This window comes from Fodinibius sp. GM21, from assembly GCF_058386955.1.
The window spans coordinates 425,886-446,302 of the sequence record NZ_JBYEIQ010000002.1 but is presented as its reverse complement, the minus strand read 5'-3'; the positions used below and the strand labels follow the sequence as shown (position 1 = coordinate 446,302).

At 42.5% G+C, this 20,417-nt stretch carries 18 protein-coding genes; 10 read left to right on the top strand and 8 right to left on the bottom strand.

Annotated features, from left to right (window positions below):
• The first annotated feature begins 19 nt into the window (after window positions 1-19).
• Window positions 20-475 (top strand): MamS/MamX family magnetosome protein, encoded by a 456-nt coding sequence (locus ACT3IB_RS05850; RefSeq protein ID WP_491538073.1) that lies wholly within the window; start codon window positions 20-22, stop codon window positions 473-475.
• Between the two features lie 116 nt (window positions 476-591).
• On the opposite strand, the gene ACT3IB_RS05845 is transcribed toward ACT3IB_RS05850, so the two are convergent.
• The 3 genes from ACT3IB_RS05845 to ACT3IB_RS05835 form a co-directional block, all read right to left on the bottom strand.
• A complete protein-coding gene (locus ACT3IB_RS05845) occupies window positions 592-2,565 on the bottom strand; it encodes a TonB-dependent receptor plug domain-containing protein (RefSeq protein WP_491538072.1) in 1,974 nt (657 codons plus the stop codon).
• A 160-nt stretch (window positions 2,566-2,725) separates the two neighbouring features.
• Window positions 2,726-4,750 carry a S9 family peptidase gene (locus ACT3IB_RS05840; protein WP_491538071.1) on the bottom strand — a complete coding sequence of 675 codons (2,025 nt, stop codon included), beginning with the start codon at window positions 4,748-4,750 and terminating at the stop codon, window positions 2,726-2,728.
• A gap of 42 nt (window positions 4,751-4,792) precedes the next feature.
• Entirely contained in the window at window positions 4,793-6,151 is a 1,359-nt protein-coding gene (locus tag ACT3IB_RS05835; protein WP_491538070.1) for a M20/M25/M40 family metallo-hydrolase, read from the bottom strand.
• Window positions 6,152-6,318: 167 nt separating this feature from the next.
• On the opposite strand from ACT3IB_RS05835, the gene ACT3IB_RS05830 reads away from it, so the two are divergent.
• A complete protein-coding gene (locus ACT3IB_RS05830) occupies window positions 6,319-6,924 on the top strand; it encodes a CPBP family intramembrane glutamic endopeptidase (protein WP_491538069.1) in 606 nt (201 codons plus the stop codon).
• 116 nt (window positions 6,925-7,040) lie between these two features.
• Here the strand turns inward: ACT3IB_RS05830 and ACT3IB_RS05825 are convergent, their stop codons facing one another.
• Both ACT3IB_RS05825 and ACT3IB_RS05820 read right to left on the bottom strand, forming a co-directional pair.
• Window positions 7,041-7,688, bottom strand: coding sequence for a LexA family protein (locus ACT3IB_RS05825; protein ID WP_491538068.1), 648 nt, complete (start codon window positions 7,686-7,688; stop codon window positions 7,041-7,043).
• A gap of 182 nt (window positions 7,689-7,870) precedes the next feature.
• On the bottom strand, window positions 7,871-9,346 hold the full coding sequence (locus tag ACT3IB_RS05820; protein WP_491538067.1) for a dihydrolipoyl dehydrogenase family protein: 1,476 nt from the start codon (window positions 9,344-9,346) through the stop codon (window positions 7,871-7,873).
• A 287-nt stretch (window positions 9,347-9,633) separates the two neighbouring features.
• On the opposite strand from ACT3IB_RS05820, the gene ACT3IB_RS05815 reads away from it, so the two are divergent.
• From ACT3IB_RS05815 to ACT3IB_RS05790, 6 genes are all read left to right on the top strand, one after another.
• Window positions 9,634-9,969: an arsenosugar biosynthesis-associated peroxidase-like protein gene (locus ACT3IB_RS05815; RefSeq protein WP_491538066.1), complete on the top strand. Its 336-nt coding sequence runs from the start codon at window positions 9,634-9,636 to the stop codon at window positions 9,967-9,969.
• Between the two features lie 56 nt (window positions 9,970-10,025).
• Window positions 10,026-11,075, top strand: coding sequence for an arsenosugar biosynthesis radical SAM (seleno)protein ArsS (arsS, locus tag ACT3IB_RS05810; protein ID WP_491538320.1), 1,050 nt, complete (start codon window positions 10,026-10,028; stop codon window positions 11,073-11,075).
• A 15-nt stretch (window positions 11,076-11,090) separates the two neighbouring features.
• Window positions 11,091-11,717, top strand: a complete 627-nt coding sequence (locus tag ACT3IB_RS05805; protein ID WP_491538065.1) for a TIGR04282 family arsenosugar biosynthesis glycosyltransferase — start codon at window positions 11,091-11,093, stop codon at window positions 11,715-11,717.
• A gap of 4 nt (window positions 11,718-11,721) precedes the next feature.
• Complete coding sequence (locus ACT3IB_RS05800; RefSeq protein ID WP_491538064.1) at window positions 11,722-12,408, top strand: TIGR04283 family arsenosugar biosynthesis glycosyltransferase; 687 nt, start codon at window positions 11,722-11,724, stop codon at window positions 12,406-12,408.
• Between the two features lie 128 nt (window positions 12,409-12,536).
• Complete coding sequence (locus ACT3IB_RS05795) at window positions 12,537-14,930, top strand: DUF5686 and carboxypeptidase-like regulatory domain-containing protein (RefSeq protein WP_491538063.1); 2,394 nt, start codon at window positions 12,537-12,539, stop codon at window positions 14,928-14,930.
• Between the two features lie 90 nt (window positions 14,931-15,020).
• Window positions 15,021-15,545 (top strand): hypothetical protein, encoded by a 525-nt coding sequence (locus ACT3IB_RS05790; protein ID WP_491538062.1) that lies wholly within the window; start codon window positions 15,021-15,023, stop codon window positions 15,543-15,545.
• Window positions 15,546-15,597: 52 nt separating this feature from the next.
• On the opposite strand, the gene ACT3IB_RS05785 is transcribed toward ACT3IB_RS05790, so the two are convergent.
• The 3 genes from ACT3IB_RS05785 to ACT3IB_RS05775 are packed head-to-tail and all read right to left on the bottom strand — an operon-like array spanning window position 15,598 to window position 18,464.
• Window positions 15,598-15,876: a GlsB/YeaQ/YmgE family stress response membrane protein gene (locus ACT3IB_RS05785; RefSeq protein WP_491538061.1), complete on the bottom strand. Its 279-nt coding sequence runs from the start codon at window positions 15,874-15,876 to the stop codon at window positions 15,598-15,600.
• Between the two features lie 15 nt (window positions 15,877-15,891).
• Window positions 15,892-16,938, bottom strand: a complete 1,047-nt coding sequence (locus tag ACT3IB_RS05780) for an ABC transporter ATP-binding protein (RefSeq protein ID WP_491538060.1) — start codon at window positions 16,936-16,938, stop codon at window positions 15,892-15,894.
• Complete coding sequence (locus ACT3IB_RS05775; protein ID WP_491538059.1) at window positions 16,938-18,464, bottom strand: ABC transporter permease; 1,527 nt, start codon at window positions 18,462-18,464, stop codon at window positions 16,938-16,940. The genes ACT3IB_RS05780 and ACT3IB_RS05775 overlap by 1 nt, the downstream gene beginning before the upstream one ends.
• A 276-nt stretch (window positions 18,465-18,740) precedes the next feature.
• Between ACT3IB_RS05775 and ACT3IB_RS05770 the strand changes: the two genes are divergently transcribed.
• A complete protein-coding gene (locus tag ACT3IB_RS05770) occupies window positions 18,741-19,274 on the top strand; it encodes an SPOR domain-containing protein (protein WP_491538058.1) in 534 nt (177 codons plus the stop codon).
• 101 nt (window positions 19,275-19,375) lie between these two features.
• Window positions 19,376-20,302, top strand: a complete 927-nt coding sequence (locus ACT3IB_RS05765) for an alpha/beta hydrolase (RefSeq protein ID WP_491538057.1) — start codon at window positions 19,376-19,378, stop codon at window positions 20,300-20,302.
• The last annotated feature ends 115 nt before the right edge of the window (window positions 20,303-20,417 follow it).

Sequence of the window (20,417 nt, the reverse complement as noted above, 5' to 3'; positions counted from 1 at the left end):
ACCTATTTCATAACCTATTATGAAACGACTAATTATAAATCTCATCTTACTTTTTGTGATCGCGCCCTTAATAACGATTGCTTTTGGCCAAAAGCAATCCGGTAAAAACATGACAAAGCAAAAGTACCATCAGCCATTTAACCCCTCAACCTTAGAAACCATAAAGGGTGAAGTCCTAAATATTACCTATCACCCCAGTAAATCAACAGCGGATTCGATGGGCGTACATATGACCGTAAAAACTGACAATGAATCCATACCCGTCCACCTTGGGCCAAGCTGGTATTTGGAACAACAAGAAGAACTAAAAAAGGGTGATCAGGTTGTCATCACCGGTTCACGCATTACATTTAAAAACAAACCTGCAATTATAGCAGCCGAAATAACACGCGGTCAAATGACTCTTCAACTACGTAATAAGAAGGGAATTCCTGCCTGGCAGGGATGGCGACAGAGCAAACGCATGAATCAATAATCCATAATAGTTTATAGCTATTTATGGGGTTTAGATATTAATATGATGCATCAGAAAAAAATCCCCGCATGATTTAGTGCGGGGATTTTAAATTAAGCAAAACTTGGAATAATTATTTACAAATTCCAACGTACCGTCCCAACAGCCCAGCGGCCTGGCATTTGAGCACCCAGCACATCCTGGTTTTCTTGATCAAATACATTATCAACCTGAATGCCAAGCGATAACTGCTGCGTAAGTTCATAATTTAGCTTCACATTCCACAAACTGTAAACAGATGATCTGATCGCGTTAATATTGGCATTCTGCGTTGTCTGTCGTTTTTTCCATACAGCACTTACCGATCCCTCTACCGGACCATGACTAACACTGAGAATTCCATTTACTAAGTGTCGTGCGTAATTAGATATATACTTGGAGGCAACATCTTCATCTCCGTAAAAGTCAGTAAAAGCATACCCCAACGTACTGTTAAACAGCCAGTTATTGCCCAGGTTTTGACTTACAGTAAGCTCCGTTTCCACTCCGGCAGTAGTTACGTTATTGATGTTTTGAGCATACAGGTAATTTCCACCCGTCTGTAGATTCTCGTCATTACGAATTTGATTTGCATTCGTCATTGCATAGTCAATCAAATTCGTTGATTCACGGACAAACCCTGTTGCTGAAAACCGTACATTTTTCCAGGGAAACAGATCCACACCGGATTCAGCCGACCATGACCGCTCGGCTTGCAGCCAAGGGTTTCCGAGATTACGTCCTTCGGCTAATGGCCCGGCTAGATTGGTCGAAATAAATCGTTCTGTAAAGCTGGGAGCACGAACACTTCTTCCACCTGATGCGCGTAAAATCCATCGTTCTTGCTGATAGGAAAAGCTAATCTGAGGCATCAGCTCTGTGCCATAATTCCCGTCGTGATCTAATCGCAAACTTCCCGATACCGTAAGCGGATTGGTCGGTTGCCACTGTAGCATTGTAAAGCCGGCATAGTGCCAGTTATCATGATCTCCGCGATCGGTACTGCGAATTCGGCGATTATTAAGCTGTGCACCAAAGGTCAAGTCCCATTCCGCTGCCAATGTTCTATATTGGTACATCTGAAGCGAGCCAAGCGTGGTGGTATGCTCATTAGCTGGCACATTGGGATTAAAGACATATTCATCGCTGTTTCTTTTGAACGATCCCTTTACTGTTGTAACACTATTTTCGGATGACCGTTGTAATCGCATCTGGTTCCACCACGCAGATACTGTTTCGGTGGCATCATCAAATGGACTTGCGGTATAGAAATAACGAGCATTAAAATCACGATAATCGTATCCTGTTCGGAGTGCTAAATCCCAGTTATTGTTCAGTTTTACGCCCCCGGATATAGATCCATTCGCAATATTAAATCGATTTTTGTAATCGTCGGTCAGTGTCTGCCCCGGACTTTGATGCCACATACCGCCACCCCCGATGCGATAATCTTGGTTACTGTGATAGAATCCGCCTCGTCCCTTCTTGAGATCATTTTGTCCATAGCCAACTTGAAGACGTGCATTGGTCTTCTCCTCATTTGGCTGACTTCCAAAAGTATGCGTGATAATGTTGATAACACCACCTACCGCATCAGCACCGTATTGCGCCGCAGCAGGCCCGTGGAGAACTTCGACACGCTGTATTTCGGCCGGGGCCACCGGGATATTTGAATTGAAATGGGCTGTAAGAGGATCGTTAATCCTCATGCCATCAACCAAGACCAGTACCTGCGAAAAGGTACTCCCGCGCAGGCTAAAATCTGATTGTACACCAAAAGCACCGCGCGATTGTACCTCAACTCCCGGAATATAACGGAGCATTTCATCGGGCGTATGAGCAGGAGTATCCTCAATCATTCGATCTGAAATAGTAGTGATATTTCTGCCTGACCCCGCAGCAGTTTGGGGCACTCGGCTGGAAGAGATCACCACCTCTTTTGAAACTACAAGCGTATCCAAAGTTTCGGCTTTCTGTGCCCGGGTAGTATGGCAAATACCCAGCACCAAAAAGACACCAGCAAATATTGACAAAAACACAATAGATATAGCAGTTCTATTCGATAAATCCATTTTAAAGAGAGCTTTTTTATCAATCCTTTATTATTGATGCTGAAGATATTAGGGACATTAATTCATTGAAAGAAAAATTTTTCTGTGTTTCATACTAAAGAAAAACCCCGATGAGGCCATCCCACCGGGGTTCATTCCTAAATGACAAAATACAAAACGATCAGTGCCTACCGAACCATTCCAAAATATGTGCAACTTTGCTCATCAAATTACTTGGACGACTGGCAATGCCATGTCCCGAGCCAGGAATACGTACCATCACTGACTCCACCTTCTGCAACTGCAATGCCCTGTAATATTGCTCGGTTTCGGACATCGGAGTGCGATAATCTTCCTCCCCGGTTAGTAGCATCGTCGGCGTTGTTACATTACCTACTAACGATATTGGAGACCGATCCATATAGTGGTCGCGATTTTCCCATGGGACTCCGGGGAACCAATATTTATGATATGAAGAGCCATCTGACGTTAATACAAAACTGTACCAGTTGATGACCGGTTTTGCAACTACTGCGGCATTAAAGCGATCCGTCTGGCCAATAGCCCAAGCAGAAAGCACACCGCCACCGCTCCCACCGGTGATGTACAAACTATCAGTATCCACATATCCTTTTTCAATTACTGCATCAACACCCGACATTAAATCGTCGTGGTCTTCGCTGGGATAATTATGATGAATATAGTTTCCAAAAGCCTTTCCATAACTTGTACTGCCGCGCGGATTGGTATAAATCACCACATAACCTTTAGCAGCCATTAGCTGTAGCTCAGCTGTAAATCGATCACCGTAATTCGTGTGCGGACCACCGTGAATTTCCAGGATCAGCGGATATTTTTTATCGGGATCAAAATTGGGCGGTTTGATAATCCAACCTTGAACCTGCTTGCCATCATACGAAGATTCGTACCAAATTTCTTCAACCTCACCCAGCGTTTTATGACCAAATAGATCTTCATTGACGTTTGTTAATCGATTCATATTGCCGTCTTGATCAGTTACAGCCACATCACCCGGATGGTATGGCGTAGCATAAGTGTAAGCGATATGCCCACCCGATGACACTGTATAAGATCCACTACCATATGGGCGTCCAATTGTCGTTCCACCGCGATCATCCGCCACTTTTCGAATATCATTATCTCCATTTAAAGATATAAAACCGATCTTGCCATTACCTTCATCATCGTATTGCAGGTACAAACCATCTTCGACCCACTGCAGATTACTTATGCTACGATCAAAATTATCTGTAAGCACTCGTTTTTCAGAACCATCAGCATTCATTACATATGCATTCGTAAGCTGATAGCTATCCATATTATCATCATAACCAAGATAGGCAATCTTATTGCCATCGGGTGAAATCTTGGGACTCGAATCCGGTCCGCGGCGATCAGTAAGCTGCGTCATTTCTCCGTCATCAATCGAAACCTTATACAGTTCGGTATCGCGTTCCTTATGCTGCCAATCCTCTTTTCGATTGGACGAAATAATAAGATGCTCTCCATCAGCGGTCCATTCAAGCGAACTGTGATTATAATCACCCTCCGTAATTTGTCGCGGGGTTCCTCCATCGGCCGGAATAACAAATACATGCGTAAACCCATCCTTTACAAATCCGGACGCCCCATCACGACGGTATTCCAGATCATCAATTACGTTAGCCGGTTCCGCCCAATCAGCCCCATTGGGTCTGCCGGGCAGCGAAACCATGGGTTTATCTTCACGAGGCACAAACATCGTAAAAGCTATATATTCTCCATCCGGCGACCAAGTTATTGAACTTGGAGACTGTGTCAGATTAGTAATCTTAGCCGTTTCTCCTGTATCCATCCACCGCATATACAGTTCGCTGGATCCACTTTTTGTAGATGCAAACAACAAGCGATCCCCACTGGGCGACCAACGCGGCGAAAAGTTATTGTTATTGCCTGAGGTCAACGGACGGTGGCGGCTCCCATCGGAATTAACAATCCACAAGTTTGAACGACGTTGATCATCCATAATATCCATGAAATTTCGCTGATAGACGATCTTGTTGCCATCAGGAGAAATCTGCGTATCGGAGACGTACTCCAGATCAAATACATTCTCAAGTGTCAAAACATTTGATTGGGCTTCTGTATCCGTTGAAAACACAAAAGCAAAGATTGCTAACAGTAATAAATACGATAGATTTTTCATGGTCCTATATTATAAAAAATTCATTTCGGCATATGATGATTTCTAATCTCGAATCAATCCAGAAGGATAAGATACCACACTTTCGTGTCCGTCTTTTCCAACGGCTGATACCCCAAACAAATAGTTGTCGATAACAATATTTTCAAGAGTAAATTCACTAACATCTCCTACATACCGCTGACTTTCCCAGAGCGGCTCCGACGTTGGACGCCAGTAAATTTTGTATCCCTTGACAAGATCACTATCCGGCTTTTCCCAGCGTAACGTAGTGGATGGCTCAACAGCTCCACCAATTTCTACATTCTTAGGCTTTGGTGGCGCTTTGGCCAACGAAGCCATTGCTACAGCATTTACAGCTGTTAACTTTTGGGCATAATTGAAATTAACATGTTCAATTACATCACCATATTCGATTCCATTTTCGATACGGATATCCTGGTGCTGCTGCGTGTAATTTTCGTGAGCTTCCATAATCCGAACTCCCGCAAAACCGGCTTCATTAAACGGCCGGTGATGACCACCGCGACCAAAGCGATCCAAACGGTAAATTAACATTGGATCCATCTGCGGCATATACAATTCTGTAGTTTCGTAGATATACCGAGCCAACTGACGAGATATTCCATCATTCTCTCCACCGAAAAAGCGCTTCATCTGTAACTCGCGTTCGGTGGCCTGAGAGGAATAGGGCTCTGAAAATATGCGAAACTCACGGTTATCAACCACCCCGTCAATACCACGGATATTCCCAATCATATCATTATTAAGCACCCCAATAATATCCCAGCCTTCTTCTATGGCCATCTCCGCCATGTGACGTCCGCCGTAGAGTCCCTGCTCTTCACCAGATAATCCGGCAAAAATAACACTGCTTTCAAATTCATAATCCGATAAGACCCGTGCTGCTTCAATTGCACCTGCCATGCCCGAGGCGTTATCATTGGCACCCGGCGCATCAATGGTATCGTTCATTATATCCGAAGCTCGACTATCAATATCACCACTCATAATCACATATCGATTAGGGTGGGTTTTGCCTTTCAAAACAGCATACACGTTTACCACCCATGTATCTTCGTCAATGCGACTATCGGGATCACCCTCAACCAAGGTGCGCTGTTCGTGCACTTCCAGGCAACCACCGCACTGTTCACTGATCTTTTCAAATTCTTTTTTGATCCATCTCCGCGCCGCGCCAATACCGCGCGTATCAGAAGCTGTATCCGACATAGTATGACGGGTTCCAAAACTGGCCAGCTTTCGGATATCTGATTCCAACCGATCTGCACTTACTTTATCAATGATTTCATACATCTGGGGATCAATCCTTAGATCCTGACCCTGAGCCGCATGCGAATATGCTAAAACTAGTATTAAGGGGAAGAGCAAGAAACGTTTCATAATCAAAAAAGTATTTAGTTAGGTGTTTTGAAACAAGAAAATGCAACTGTTTTTCCTAACTTACAGAATTCGCACTTTTATGCGAATTGGTTTTACAAATTAATACTTTTGGGATCTGATCATCATCAAACAATAGTCAAAATACACTCGAAGTCTTGTCATTTTTTATGATAAAAAAGAAGAGCGAATATTTATCTTCCAATGATGATTCCCGGGAGACATCAAGCAAAGAATTACTGATTATCTCTGTTATCTCCGGAGTCACCTACCTATTGTTAGCTTTTCTTATTTATCACTACATACACAATGAAAACTTAATCAAAGCTTTTGAGCATGGCTACTCCACATTAAGTCAGCTTATTATTGGAATTGCAGCGGGTAGTGGGGCTGCAGCCGTAATTGCCTTAATTATAAATCGCCCACCGGTTTCAGAGGTCTTACATGATTTCTATATCGTTGATATGATTTCAAAGTTAAAGCTCTCCAATTTTGACCGTATTCAACTCTCAGCCTTTGCCGGGGTGGGAGAAGAATTGCTTTTTCGCGGAGCCATACAGCCTTTAGCCGGTATCTGGATCACCTCCGCTATTTTTATCGGCATCCATGGCTACTTTAAATTCAAATCGGCAGGTCACATGCTATTTGGGCTTATGATGTTTGGGCTCAGCATGCTACTCGGCTATCTTTTTGAATATAGCGGCTTAATTGCCGCCATGAGTGCCCATGCAATTTATGATGTCATCATGTTACGTATAGTTCAAGTCAAGAAATAGCATCTTATTGTTTCGTTAACAGCAAGAAACAGTATACCAATGCCTTCTGACAAACTTCATATTTAGTTTTTCGAAAGATCATCTGCAAGAGATACTGTCTATCTCTCAACTCTTAATTACCCGTTCCGAAAGATAAGACCCCAATCGTCGCCGTTCTTCCAAGCCTTGCCAACATACGTTCCATATACCATGATCTCCTCCCATTCATCAGGCGTAATATCGATAGGTTCATACGATGGATTCTCGGGTTGTAAGATAATGCCATCTTCTTTTTTCCGAATGGTCTTTAAGGTAGTTTCCCCTCGATAACGAATCGCCCCAATCTCTCCATCTTTGGGCTCACGCGGGTCAATAATGATATAATCACCATCACGAATATCAGCATCAATCATGCTTTCACCATCAACAATCAGGGCAAAATAGTGATCGGATTTTTCAGGATGAATCTCCACCGGCAGGTGCCCGAGATTCTCGCTTATAGCCTCGTGCATAGCTCCGGCTGAAATGCGTCCCTTAACAGGGATTCCGGGATAAAAACCACTAAGTTCGTTACGCTTGGCAGGATGAATCTCGTAATTTCCACGGCCGTGCCTGGTCAAATAGTTTTTCTTGGTAAGCGCCTGAAGGTGCTGGTAGATACTGTTGGAAGAGCTATACCCAAACTCTTGCTGCATATTTTCATAACTGGGAAACTGACCAAAATCTTCGTAGAAGCTTAAAATATATTCCCAAAGTTTTCGCTGTTTCTCTGTAAGTGATTTCATAAGAACCAATTATACATATAATATGAATAAATGCATGAAATAAAATAATAAAATATGAAAAGAAATTTTGTAAGGATTTCCTTTTCCAATGGTCTTACTAGCAGATAAGCCGTTGAATAATATCAAGAGAGAGTAGTTTTTCAAGTCCGCCTTAGTCGGCGGACTTTTTTTATTGTTCGTTACTAAAGAATGCGATTCTCATCACTTAAGTCCGGAACCGTTCCCCGGTAACCAAACACCCATTTTACTAATTTCACCATCCAAGTCGCCTGACTCTGAATATACCACTGGTCTGCTGCCCTTCGTACCCCAAGCCCATAGGAAGGATATGGATGAATAGTATCAGAAATATTTCTGAGCGTGACACCATTTCTCATCGCCAGTGCATATTCTCCAATAAGATCTCCAGCTTGCTTTCCGCAAATTGTGGCACCCAGTATTTTGCCGTTCCACTCCTTTGCAAAAACTTTTATTAGTCCTTCAGTAGCCTCATCAGTAACTGCACGATCAATTTTATCATATGGGAATCGATACGTTTTGTATGAAATATTATTCTCTAGCAGTTCATCTTCTGTTGCCCCTACATGGGCCAGCTCCGGCTCAGTATATGTACTCCAAGGTACATGCTTCCGATCGATCTTATTCGGTATTTTGAGCAGTGCATTTGTCACTGCAACTTTAGCCATGTGCTCGGACATGTGGGTAAATTGATATTGTCCCGTAACATCCCCCACTGCATAAATATGTTTTTTATTCGTTCGGCACCGGTCATCAATGGTAATACCGTTCTTTTGATGATGTATTCCAGCACTTTCTAATTGCAATCCTTCATAATTGGCACTGCGCCCCGCCGCAACAAGCACTTCACTTCCCTCCCAAACCAAAGGTTGTCCCTTAACTTCTGCTTCAATCCTAATATTTCCATCCGAAGTTTCCGATAACTTTTTAATATCGGCAGCGAGCTTAAAATTAATCCCCTCATCTGCTAAATAAGTCTGGAGCATTCCGGCTAGCTCCTCATCATCGTTGGAGAGAATACGCGGAAGCATATCAAAAACGGTTACCTGCGTTCCCAGTCGTTGAAACGCCTGCCCCATCTCAATACCAATGGGGCCGGCTCCAATAATGGCAAGACTTTCCGGCTGTTTTTCAAGCTCAAAAATCGATTCATTGGCATGGAACGATATCTCTTCAATCCCTTTGATGGGAGGCACTTTCGCCTTGCTACCCGTTGCAATAATAATATACCGCGAAGAGACCTTTCTGTTTTGCTCATCCTTAATAATGCGTATCGTATGGTCGTCAATAAATAATGCCTCACCGAATTCAATATCCACACCCATTTTGCGAAAGATATCCGGATCATCTGCCTCCTCATAAACCTCCTCACGCTTGGATCTGACATGCTCCATCACAACCGAAAAATCTACGCCTTTAGATTTCTGATAACCAAACCGTTCAGCTTCTCTCACATTTTTCGCTACTTTCGAAAGGTGCAATAATGTTTTACTTGGGATGCAGCCATGCCAGGTACAGTCGCCGCCCAGCATATCAACTTCCACCATTAGCGTTTTAGCCCCAAAATTAGCTCCCATGCCGGCTGCGGTAAGTCCAGCTGCTCCACCGCCAATCACAAGCAAATCATAATCATATTTCATGCAAGGGTGTTTTTTCGTTTACCTTTAATCCATTGATAGGAATAGTAAGGTTCATGTACAAATAAAAGATATCTCATTGAAGCATCTTCTTACTATTCTCAACATCTTTTTACGAATTACTTTTTTTCGGATTTGGTTATTTACTTCTATTAGAATTAAAATCGTAAGAAGGAAGAATGAATACTCGTCAAAATTTCTACTACCTTTTATCCCTTAGTATGATGTTTAAAATATTGCTTATTCAGCCATTGCATTCACGGTAACTTAAAATTAAATCACACCACACAATGAGCGACAATTATTACAATCCCAAAGATTTAAAAAAGTTTGAAGATGTTGGTGAATTTGGTCCCGAATTAGCCGAGAAGTTTTTTGATTACTATGGAGCTGTTTTTGAAGAAGGAGCACTGAGTGCTCGGGAAAAAGCACTTATTGCATTAGCGGTGTCACATACGGTACAATGCCCCTATTGCATAGACGCTTATACTACAGAAAGCCTGGAAAAAGGCGCAAGCGAAGAGCAGATGATGGAAGCTGTTCACGTTGCTTCGGCCATCCGCGGCGGTTCATCACTCGTACATGGCGTACAAATGATGAATAAGACCAAAGATCTGAGCATGTAATACTATTCTTGTTTCCTCCTCATCCTAACTAGCTATAAAGTAAGTAACGTATTATGATCAAATCGCTAAAAACAATTAGCCACAATCTTTCTGATCCTGCATATCAGTTAGATGTGCTTAACAACTACTCAGAGTCACTGCGGCAGCAGCCTAAATTTCAGGAAAAACTTGAAGAGATAGACCTATTTCCTCTATGCCCCACCGGTATAGAAATTTTTCAAATTAATGTAGGCTACATGTGCAACATGACCTGTAAACACTGTCATGTAGATGCGGGGCCGAATCGTGACGAGGTTATGACCAAAGAAACCCTTGAACAATGCTTGGAGGCTTTGCAAAATTCCGATATATCAACAGTAGACTTAACCGGCGGTGCCCCGGAGATGAATCCCCATTTTCGGTGGTTCGTTGAGCAGGTTTCTGCGCTTGGCAAGGATATCATCGTGCGATCGAACCTGACCATCCTGACCACCGCTCCCAAGTATCAGGAATTGCCTGAGTTTTTTGCCAAACACGGTGTAGAGGTAACCTGTTCACTACCCTTTTATAACAAGTCTCGGACCGATCGACAGCGTGGAGAAGGTACCTACGACCGCTCTATCGAAGCCTTAAAAAAACTGAATGAAATAGGCTACGGCAAAGAGGGATCAGGACTGGAGCTAAACTTGGTTTATAATCCTACCGGCGCTTTCTTACCAGGCAGTCAAAAATCGCTTGAGAAAGAATTCAAGCGACAGCTCGACCGTAAACACGACATCGTTTTCAATAATTTGTTTACTATTACCAATCTGCCTATCAGCCGATACCTCAACTTTTTACTAGAATCTGACAATCTGGATGAATACATGAATCGACTGATTACTTCTTTTAATCCCGCTGCCGCCAAAGGGGTCATGTGTCGCGATACCATTTCGGTAGGTTGGGACGGCACCCTCTACGATTGCGATTTTAACCAGATGCTGGAAATGCCGGTTGAAGAGGAGGCCCCGCGGCACATCAGCGACTGGAATGAAGCCAAGCTCAACGACCGGGAAATCAAGATCAACCAGCACTGCTTTGGCTGTACAGCCGGTGCCGGCAGCAGTTGTGGAGGCGCTACAACCTAGGCAGAATTTTTTATCATGGATACACAGAAAAATAACTCAAGCGACGGCAATAGTCTTCTTATTGTGTTTGCAAAGAATCCTGAGAAGGGAAAGGTGAAAACCAGGCTTGCCAAAACTGTTGGGCAAACCAAAGCACTGCAGGTATATCAAAAGCTTTTAAGAATTACTAAATCAGTTACGGATCAACTGGACGTTTCTAGGCAAATTTGGTACTCACGTTTTATCGATGATGATGATATCTGGTCGGATGGCCATTATGAAAAACATCTCCAAAAAGGCGACAACCTTGGCCTTCGAATGCAACATGCATTCAAAAAAGCGTTTGCCTATGGGTATCAGAAAGTGGTGATTATCGGGAGCGACTGCAGTACACTTAATGTTGAATTAATTGAACAAAGTTTTCAGGCTTTGGAAAATCATCAGGCTGTTATTGGGCCCGCAAGAGACGGCGGCTATTATCTACTGGGAACGACAGCATTTTATCCCTCCGTTTTTGAAGACAAATCGTGGAGCACCTCTTCGGTTTTTGACGAAACCATTCAAAAATTTGAAGACATGAATCTTTCGTACAAACAGCTACCTGTTCTCAACGATATTGATACTGTGGAAGACCTTAAAGCTTCAAACCTGGTTACTGATTGATACTATGAGTATCAGCGTCATTATTCCCGCTTTTAATGAGGCCGATTCTATAACACAAACTATAGAAAAGGTACGTCAACACAGTAACGGTCATATTTGGGAAACTATCGTTGTTGACGGGGGAAGTACTGATAAAACGATCCAAAAAGCCGAGGCCACAGCGGCAAAAATTTTAAAAAGTCCCGAGAAAGGGCGAGCAGCCCAAATGAACTTCGGTGCCAAACAAGCTAAGGGAGAAATCCTCTATTTTTTGCATGCTGATACTCATCCCCCCTATAATTTTGATAATTTAATAAAAAGAGCTGTGAGCCAAGGTCATCAAGCAGGGTGTTTCCAGCTAGATTTTAACGATGATCATTTTCTGTTACAACTTTACGGATGGTTCACCCGTTTTGACATTGATCTATTTCGTTTTGGAGATCAAAGCCTATTTATTACCAAAAATGCATTTCGCGAACAACAGGGATTCCGTGAAGATCATATCGTAATGGAGGATCAAGAATTCATCCGGCGTATCAAGCAGAAATTTTCTTTTGTAATACTGGATGAACATGTAATTACTTCCGCTCAAAAATACCGGGATAATGGAATTATAAAGCTGCAATTGGTCTTTACGCTGATCCTTCTGCTTTATTATATCGGAATTGATCAGGATAAGCTTGTCGCAAGCTATAAACGGTTTATTAATTAGTCTATCCGAACCACATGAATGATTTTGAATCGTATGGAGAAGCTTAAAATGATTTATCCAGTATCCCGTAACAAAAAACAGTAATATTAGTACAACTGTGCTGTTGCTCACAAACCAAAAATAGATCGATGTCCCGAAGCCAAAAATTCTTATCAGCACTTTTTCTTTTGCTTTTTGTTTGCTCTTCCCTCCAAGCCCAAAAGACAATAAACGGTACTATTATTGATGCTGAAACTAAAGAAACGCTGCCCTCTGCCAATATTCTGATTAAGGATACCTATCGCGGTACTATAACCAACAGCAATGGCAATTTTTCGTTAACAATTCCCGATTCCCTGCTACCCGCAACGCTTCTTATTCGTTACATCGGATATGAAACCCAGCAGTTAACCATCACCCGAAACTCTTCGGGAAAACAAAATATCTCGCTTAATTCCTCGGTAACCGAAATGCAGGAAATTGTAGTTACCGATGAAGATCCGGGCATGCGTATTATGCGCGAAGTTATCAAACGTAAGCAACAATGGCGTAAACAACTCGAAACCTATCACGCAGAAGCCTATACCCGGCAAACATTATCAAACGATACGGCCATTGTGTCTATTACAGAGTCTGTTTCGGAAGTTTTCTGGGATAAGCAGCGCGGACATCGCGAGGTGCAAAAATCCAAGCGCCAGACTGCTAATATTGAGGCCGCAAGTAACTTTGCAGGAGTAAGCTACCTACCGAACTTTTATGATGACAACATCGAAATTGCTGAATTCAATTTAGTGGGCATTACCCATCCCGATGCATTGGACTATTACGATTTTAAACTTGTAGATCAAACCTCCCTCGATAATCAAACGGTCTACGAAATTGAAGTTACCCCCGCTCGCAAACTTCAGCCGTTATTTAGAGGAACGGCCTACATACTGGCAAATAAATACGCACTCATTGAAGTACATTTAACTCCTAATGATGTGGTAACCTTTCCTGCTCCAATAAAGTCATTCGAAACATCTTATAAACAACAGTTCAACAACTTTGGTCAGAATTTTTGGTTACCGGTGGATGTGCGTATTGGTGGGGATATCAAAATAAAAATGGTGGGGCTTGATTTTCCTATGATTAAATTCAAGCAGCTTTCCCGTATCACCAACTACCGGGTCAATACCTCACTACCCGATTCCCTTTACGAAAAGGAAGACCAATTCAGCGTTGACAGTACTACCGTTCAATCCGATTCATTGATTGCCCAACAGGTTAATACCGTTCCATTATCAACTGAAGAAGAGCTGGCTTACGCCACCCTTGATAGCACTGCGACGCTCGAAAAAGCGTTTAAGCCGAGCGGTTTTTTAGCGAACCTTTTAGATGATGAAGAGGAAGGTGAAAAATCCGACTCCAGGTTTTTGAGTTTTTTAAATGAAGTACCCGGCAATATTACTCCTGATGGTAGATACAATCGGGTAGACCAGGCTTTTCTGGGGTTACGCTATAGCATTGATGCCACCGACTGGTTGGGGGTTCGTGGTCAGGGCGGATACAGTACCGGCTACCGCGAATGGAGTTACGGGGGCGGCTTTAACATCGAATGGCTTCAACGAAAATGGGGATCAGCAGTTATTGGAGGGGAATATCGCGCAGGTACTGAAACCCGATATCATTCCCACATCTATAATCCATATTATACAACACTGCCAAACTTACTGGGACACCAAGGTTACTTTGATTACTATCGATCAGAAGGTTTTCGACTTTTTTCCGACTGGGATTTTCCTCATAACCTGTCTTTTAAGATGGGATATAATCATGAAACCCACACCTCACTGCCAACAACTACTGCTTATGATATTTTAGGCAGGTCCAACTTTCTGGCAAATCCTGCTATCCCTGAAGGCACTCTCAGCTCTATTGATATTACCACAGGATATAACGTAGATGAAGACTATAATTTTGGAGTAACCTCACAAAAAACGATACAGCTTAGCATCGAGCATGCCACAGACGTACTTGGCAGCGACTTTGAATTCACTCGTTATACAGGATTCATGTCGTGGTCATTTCCCACATTCTACCAACGGCGATTCTTGGCTAACACCCTTGATTTTAATATCAAAGGCGGAACTTATAGCGGAGACCTCCCTCCACAAAAATGGGGCATTATTGACGGCACCATCGGTTCTACAGCTCCGTATGGTGTAATGAGAACAATTCGAAATCGCCCCTATCAGGGGCAACAGTACCTGTCTATGACTGCCGAACACAATTTCCGCACCATCCCGTTTGAGCTATTGGGATTGCGACCATTGGTTACCAATAACATTGGCTTTATAGTCTTTGGCGGCGCGGCACAAACATGGGTTAATGAAAGTTCCTTAATCAATCAGCCGGAGTACACAACAAAAGTTACGAACAACATCCACTGGGAGGTAGGCGCATCTCTAAATGGAATATTAGATCTGTTCCGGGTCGATTTCGCCACTCGCTTGGATGAACCGGCCTTCTTTGTAAATATTAGTGTTGCTCGTCTGTTTTAGCTATTTAAATAAACCGAAATGGGTTCCACCTTTTATATTTTCTTTATATACTTAGATTCATTTTAAATAGTGAATTTATCATTCTAAATAATGGCTGAAAAAGATAGCTCGGCAAAAATCCTATTTACTGCTTTAAGTCTTATTCTTTGTGCCCTTGTAATGATCCGATGTACAACCAAAGAACCCGAAAATAATGGTTCCGCGTCCCAGCAAGGGCTTAAAAAAGCAAAGGAAGATACTCCAGAACTGGCAGTTGCAATGGGACAACTACAAACGTATTTCCATAAATATGCTTTAGCAGTTGAAGCAAAAAATCATGAACTAGCTAATTTTTATTTACATGAAGTAGAAGCAGCTGCTGATGACATTAAAGAAAATATTCCGTCATACGAAGGTTATGACATCAAAAAATTTATGAATATAATTTTTGATCCGGCTGTGGAGCCTTTAGAAACTGCATTGGCTAACAAAAACTGGGATAAAGTGAGACAGAAAACAATAGAACTTAATAACTCTTGCAACTCGTGTCATAATGCAACATCTCACGGCTTTATAAAAATTACTCCGGGTTTTGATGACAATCCTTTCAATCAGGATTTTTCTCGCTCGAAATAACTTTTAGCAAATATATATTTTAGATAGCATTTCCCTCTTTCCGGCGAATCCATTATTTCCTTAACTGATCTTTTCCGCGGGACAATAATCCAATAGCAACGGCAAAAAGAGCTGATCCCAAAATCGACCAAATGATTGGAAAGGTTTCCCCACCCACCTCGATGGGTAAAATATAGGTAAGTCCCATTTCAGCGGCCAGCCATTTGCCAATTAACGCTCCAATAAATCCCACTACTGTAGAAATCAAACATCCTCCCAGAGAATAACCAGCGATACTTTGCCCTATAGCACCGCAGATAGCGGCAATAACGAGAAGTAATAGAAAGCTCATACAATCAACTTTGATTTAATCGGATTCATCCAAAATCACTGCAGATTCGAGCGGTTTGATAACCACAGCATCGTTTGGTTCGAAAAGCACGCGATTATCCGTATGCACCAGGTATTTCTGTTCCCCAAGCTGCACGTGATAGGTAATATCGTGCCCTTTAAACTCACGTCCCAACACCGTGCCTACATTTTCTGGCTTCTGATTGGTTGGCTTCTCTAACGTCAAATGCTCGGGACGAATAGAACACAGCACACGTCCACAGGCATTACAATTCAAACTCATGGGTCCCAGCTTAGTGGCCACTTGCGATCCGCCATCCGCATCAGCATGAAATAGATTAGTTCTACCGAGGAACTGTGCTACAAACTTTGTCTTGGGATTATAGTAGACCTGTTCGGGGGTGCCAATCTGCTCAATTTTTCCGTCGTTCATCACCGCAATACGATCGGCAAATGAAAGAGCCTCCTCCTGATCATGGGTAACAAGCAAGGCACTCATGCCTGCCTTCTTAAGCACTTCCCGCACTTCTTTACGCATAGAATCGCGCAACATTGCATCTAGGTTGGAAAACGGCTCATCCAACAGAACCAGCTTTGGTTTGGGAGCTATCGCCCGTGCCAGTGCCACGCGCTGCTGCTGTCCACCCGAAAGCTCACTGGGATTGCGATCTTTATAATCGCCCATTCCCGTCCGGCATAATACCTCCTCGGCATACACAAGACGTTTGTGCTTGGGGATGTCCGTAAGCCCAAAGGCTACATTTTCGAGTACCGAGAGGTGGGGAAACAGGGCATAATCCTGAAAAACAAATCCTATTCCTCGATCTTGCGGAGCTACGTGGTTTTGAGGAGATTCCAGCAAGGTTCCGTCCAAATAAACTTCTCCTTCATCAGCATGCTCAAATCCAGAAATAAGCCTCAGGCAGGTTGTTTTACCACATCCGCTTGGCCCCAAAAGTGCAAATATTTCATGCTCCCTGACTTCAAAATCCAGCCTGTCTACAACTGGGCCATTTTCATCAAAGGACTTAGTTAACTTTTTTACGGTAAGTAAATCACTCATTATTTCTTCAACTCCTTAGAGAATAAAAATCCCACAAACAGGGATGAAAATAACAAAATTAACAGTGCAAAGGGAGCGGCTTCTGCAAACATTGCTTCTCCCGTATACGACCACACGTTCAACGCCAACGTATCAAAGCCTATTGGTGATAATAAAAACGTTATGGATAACTCTTTCATTGCAGATAAAAAAACCAAAGATGCCGACGCAATAATTCCACCCCTCAACAACGGCAAAGTCACTTTCAAAAAAGATTTTAAAGACGAGTATCCCAATGATTGAGCCGCCTCCTCAAGATCTTCTGGAGCTTGATATAATGCACTGCGTACCGGGCCAATGCCTTCTGCCAAAAAGTGCAGAGAGTAAGCAATCACCAATAATAATAGTGACTGATATAGTACCGTAGAAACTTGAAGGGAGAAAAACACAAAAGCCAGTGCAAATGCCAGCGGCGGTGTTGCATATCCCAAATAAGCTACTCGCTCAATGGGATTACTCAACTTTGTTTTATATCGAACTCCTATATACGCCAATGGCAAAGCCATTAAGGTTGTAAGAACTGCTGCAGGAGCCGACGCCTGGACGGAGTTTAAAAAGGCCTCGTATAAATTACCGGCTACAGAAGCAAAAGCTGTTTGGTTGAGCCAAAAAACTATAGACGAAACCGGTAAAACGATAGCTACTAAAAATAATATAGACACAAAGGTATAGGCGGGGACTGCCCAAGGCCCCAGCTCTAAATAGTTTTTGGCTTTAGAAACGCCGCGTCCCAGCCGGTGGAAAATGGCCTTTTTAAGCAATTTATATTCTAACACTAATGCACCGGTCGTTAACGCCAAGAGCATAAGCGCCAGCCAAGCAGCATAAATGCGATCATAAGCAGCAATGTATTGTAAGTACAAAGCGTAACTAAAAGTCTCGAATCGCATCAGCGAAACCGTTCCAAAGTCACCAATTACGTGCAAGCTTACCAACAGTGATCCCGCCAGTAGCGCTGGTCTTAGTTGAGGCAATATTACTTTTAAGAATGTTGATTTAGCATCATGCCCCAACGACCGTGATACCTCTTCGGTGGAGCGATCCATGCCCGCAAGAGCTGTACGAAGGTTCAAATACAGGTATGGAAAAGTGCAAAGTGTCAACACAATGAGCGATCCGGAAAACCCGTTGATTCGTGGAATTGTCCACCCAAACCAAGCCTGAAAGGTTCCGTTATATCCACCGAGTCCCAATAAAGCATAGGCCATTACATAACCGGGAATTGCAAGGGGTAGCACTCCCAGTAGGGTTATAAATCTGCGAGCCTTAACTCTAACCCTTACTGACAAATAGGCCAACGGCAACGCAATGAAAATATCTAACAGCAGAACCCCCATTGTTAACAACAAGGTATTGCCAAGCAGATACAGGTTACGCATCCGAAAAACAACATTGTTAAGCATCTCCGGAGACGCATCAAAAGCCCTGATCAACAAATAAACGAGGGGTAATAAAACACCTGCAGCAATAACCCCTGCAATAAGCATTAGATACCACGGGGGCGACTTACTATTTGTATTTGTGCCTATAATAGCGCTTATCCTTCTCTGAGAAGTGAAAAATTTAGATCAAATCTAAATAGAAACATGCTTGATAGCAACCCTTAACCTTAAATTATTACCCTCTTCAGACTTCCGTTATTACCCGCAAAGACTTAAAATGATCTTTTTATTTAATTAGTTTTGTACCAATCCTTTTTTTAAGTAAAATTAAGACAGAAGAGTTAAAACAATTCATCCCAACACATTAACAACATAAGGCTTATGAAACGAGTAGTTATTTTCCTCATAACTTCGGCAATGGCAATCAGTTTGTTACAGGCCTGCGGACCAAGTGAAGAAGAAATACAACAAAGAGAACAAGCCCGCCAAGATTCCTTGGAACGTGTTAAGCAACAGCGTCTTGAACAGCAGCGTCAGGATAGTATCCAGCAGGCTCGCCAAGACAGCATTGAAGCTGCCAAAAGAGAACGAGCGCGTAATAGAATTGAATATGACAGTAACGGGGCGTTTGCTGTTCAGGTTGAGGCATGGCGATCAGAAGAAAAAGCCGAAGGCCAAATTCAGAAATGGGTAGATCGAGGCTACGAAAATGCGTATGTCGTCAAAATGGGTAACGAAGAAACCGGTAATGTCTGGTTTCGCGTACGCTTGGGACGAGTTGCCACAAAAGATATGGCCGAAAAACTTCAGGATAAATTAATGCGTAACCACAACGAACAATCATGGATTTCGATGGCTATGGATGAGCAAGAATCACATACTGCTGAAGCAGATACCATGAAAACAGAAGAGTAATTACCATCTTTATTCTATTTCAGAAAAGCATCGTAGTTAAATCTGCGGTGCTTTTCTTATTTTTCGACGCTGATCGAATAACCAACTAAGTAACTGCAGTAATGGAGAACAGATTATCCGAAATTCCTACAGATCTCCACAAATTGGATAATTATCTAGAGAATCAGGAATCCCAATTTGATTTAAAAGAAGGTACAAAAGCACAAATAGTCTGGAATTCAGAAGAACCAAGAAAAACAGAATATGCTATTGTATACCTTCATGGATTTCGTGCCTCTCATCCCGAAGGAGATCCCGTCCACAAAACCGTTGCTGAAACATTTGAATGCAATCTTTATTTAAGCCGCATGGAAGAGCACGGCATCAAAAGTGAGTATCCACTGCTAGAACTTACCGAGGAAAAGATGCTCCATTCTGCGCGTTTTGCTTTTCAAATAGGCAGGCGTATCGGCAAAAAGGTTATTTTGATGGGTACCTCAACCGGAGGTTCGCTCGCTCTTTACCTGAGTTCAAAGCCAGAATATCAAAATGACATCGCCTCCCTTATTTTATATTCCCCTTTGATTGATTTCTATGGAATAAGTGCTAAACTTTTGACAAATAAAGTAAGCCGAAAATTTTTAGCAACAATACCCGGCAAAAGACATCTCATCACAACAAAAAATTCGACCTTCGCAGAAGACAAGATTTGGAATAAGCGCTATGCCCTTGCAGGTGCTCTGGAGCTGGGAGCCTTTGTTGAAAGAAATATGACGGATGCCCTTTTCAAAAAAGTATCCCATCCGACTTTTGTTGGCTATTATTACAAAAATAAAAACGAACAAGACACTGTCGTCTCCGTGCCTGCCATTAAAAAAATGATCCAAAACTTAGCTACTCGCACAGATTTTCTTCATATTTCGAACTTTCCCAAGGCTAACAACCACGTAATCTGTAGCTCATTGCTCTCAAAATCTGTTGACCGTGTTATCGATAACACCTGTAAATTTCTGAAAAGTATTGGCTCCCATAAACCTACTAAAATATAGATCCCTAAATAAAGTAAAGAGGGTATCAGCAATAATATTTAACCAAAATATTTGTAGAAACCATTGAAATTACCGTATATTTAAATGCGCTCAAGTAGCGTCTCTCTTGATGAAT

Excerpts from the sequence above, each read along its gene's own strand:
- ACT3IB_RS05820 (WP_491538067.1), bottom strand. The coding sequence starts at position 9,346 with ATGAAATATGATTATGATTTGCTTGTGATTGGCGGTGGAGCAGCTGGA.
- ACT3IB_RS05845 (WP_491538072.1), bottom strand. The coding sequence starts at position 2,565 with ATGGATTTATCGAATAGAACTGCTATATCTATTGTGTTTTTGTCAATA.
- ACT3IB_RS05825 (WP_491538068.1), bottom strand. The coding sequence starts at position 7,688 with ATGAAATCACTTACAGAGAAACAGCGAAAACTTTGGGAATATATTTTA.
- ACT3IB_RS05795 (WP_491538063.1), top strand. The coding sequence starts at position 12,537 with ATGTCCCGAAGCCAAAAATTCTTATCAGCACTTTTTCTTTTGCTTTTT.
- ACT3IB_RS05790 (WP_491538062.1), top strand. The coding sequence starts at position 15,021 with ATGGCTGAAAAAGATAGCTCGGCAAAAATCCTATTTACTGCTTTAAGT.
- ACT3IB_RS05815 (WP_491538066.1), top strand. The coding sequence starts at position 9,634 with ATGAGCGACAATTATTACAATCCCAAAGATTTAAAAAAGTTTGAAGAT.
- ACT3IB_RS05850 (WP_491538073.1), top strand. The coding sequence starts at position 20 with ATGAAACGACTAATTATAAATCTCATCTTACTTTTTGTGATCGCGCCC.
- ACT3IB_RS05770 (WP_491538058.1), top strand. The coding sequence starts at position 18,741 with ATGAAACGAGTAGTTATTTTCCTCATAACTTCGGCAATGGCAATCAGT.
- ACT3IB_RS05780 (WP_491538060.1), bottom strand. The coding sequence starts at position 16,938 with ATGAGTGATTTACTTACCGTAAAAAAGTTAACTAAGTCCTTTGATGAA.
- ACT3IB_RS05765 (WP_491538057.1), top strand. The coding sequence starts at position 19,376 with ATGGAGAACAGATTATCCGAAATTCCTACAGATCTCCACAAATTGGAT.
- ACT3IB_RS05830 (WP_491538069.1), top strand. The coding sequence starts at position 6,319 with ATGATAAAAAAGAAGAGCGAATATTTATCTTCCAATGATGATTCCCGG.
- ACT3IB_RS05805 (WP_491538065.1), top strand. The coding sequence starts at position 11,091 with ATGGATACACAGAAAAATAACTCAAGCGACGGCAATAGTCTTCTTATT.
- ACT3IB_RS05775 (WP_491538059.1), bottom strand. The coding sequence starts at position 18,464 with ATGCTTATTGCAGGGGTTATTGCTGCAGGTGTTTTATTACCCCTCGTT.
- ACT3IB_RS05785 (WP_491538061.1), bottom strand. The coding sequence starts at position 15,876 with ATGAGCTTTCTATTACTTCTCGTTATTGCCGCTATCTGCGGTGCTATA.
- ACT3IB_RS05800 (WP_491538064.1), top strand. The coding sequence starts at position 11,722 with ATGAGTATCAGCGTCATTATTCCCGCTTTTAATGAGGCCGATTCTATA.
- ACT3IB_RS05840 (WP_491538071.1), bottom strand. The coding sequence starts at position 4,750 with ATGAAAAATCTATCGTATTTATTACTGTTAGCAATCTTTGCTTTTGTG.
- ACT3IB_RS05835 (WP_491538070.1), bottom strand. The coding sequence starts at position 6,151 with ATGAAACGTTTCTTGCTCTTCCCCTTAATACTAGTTTTAGCATATTCG.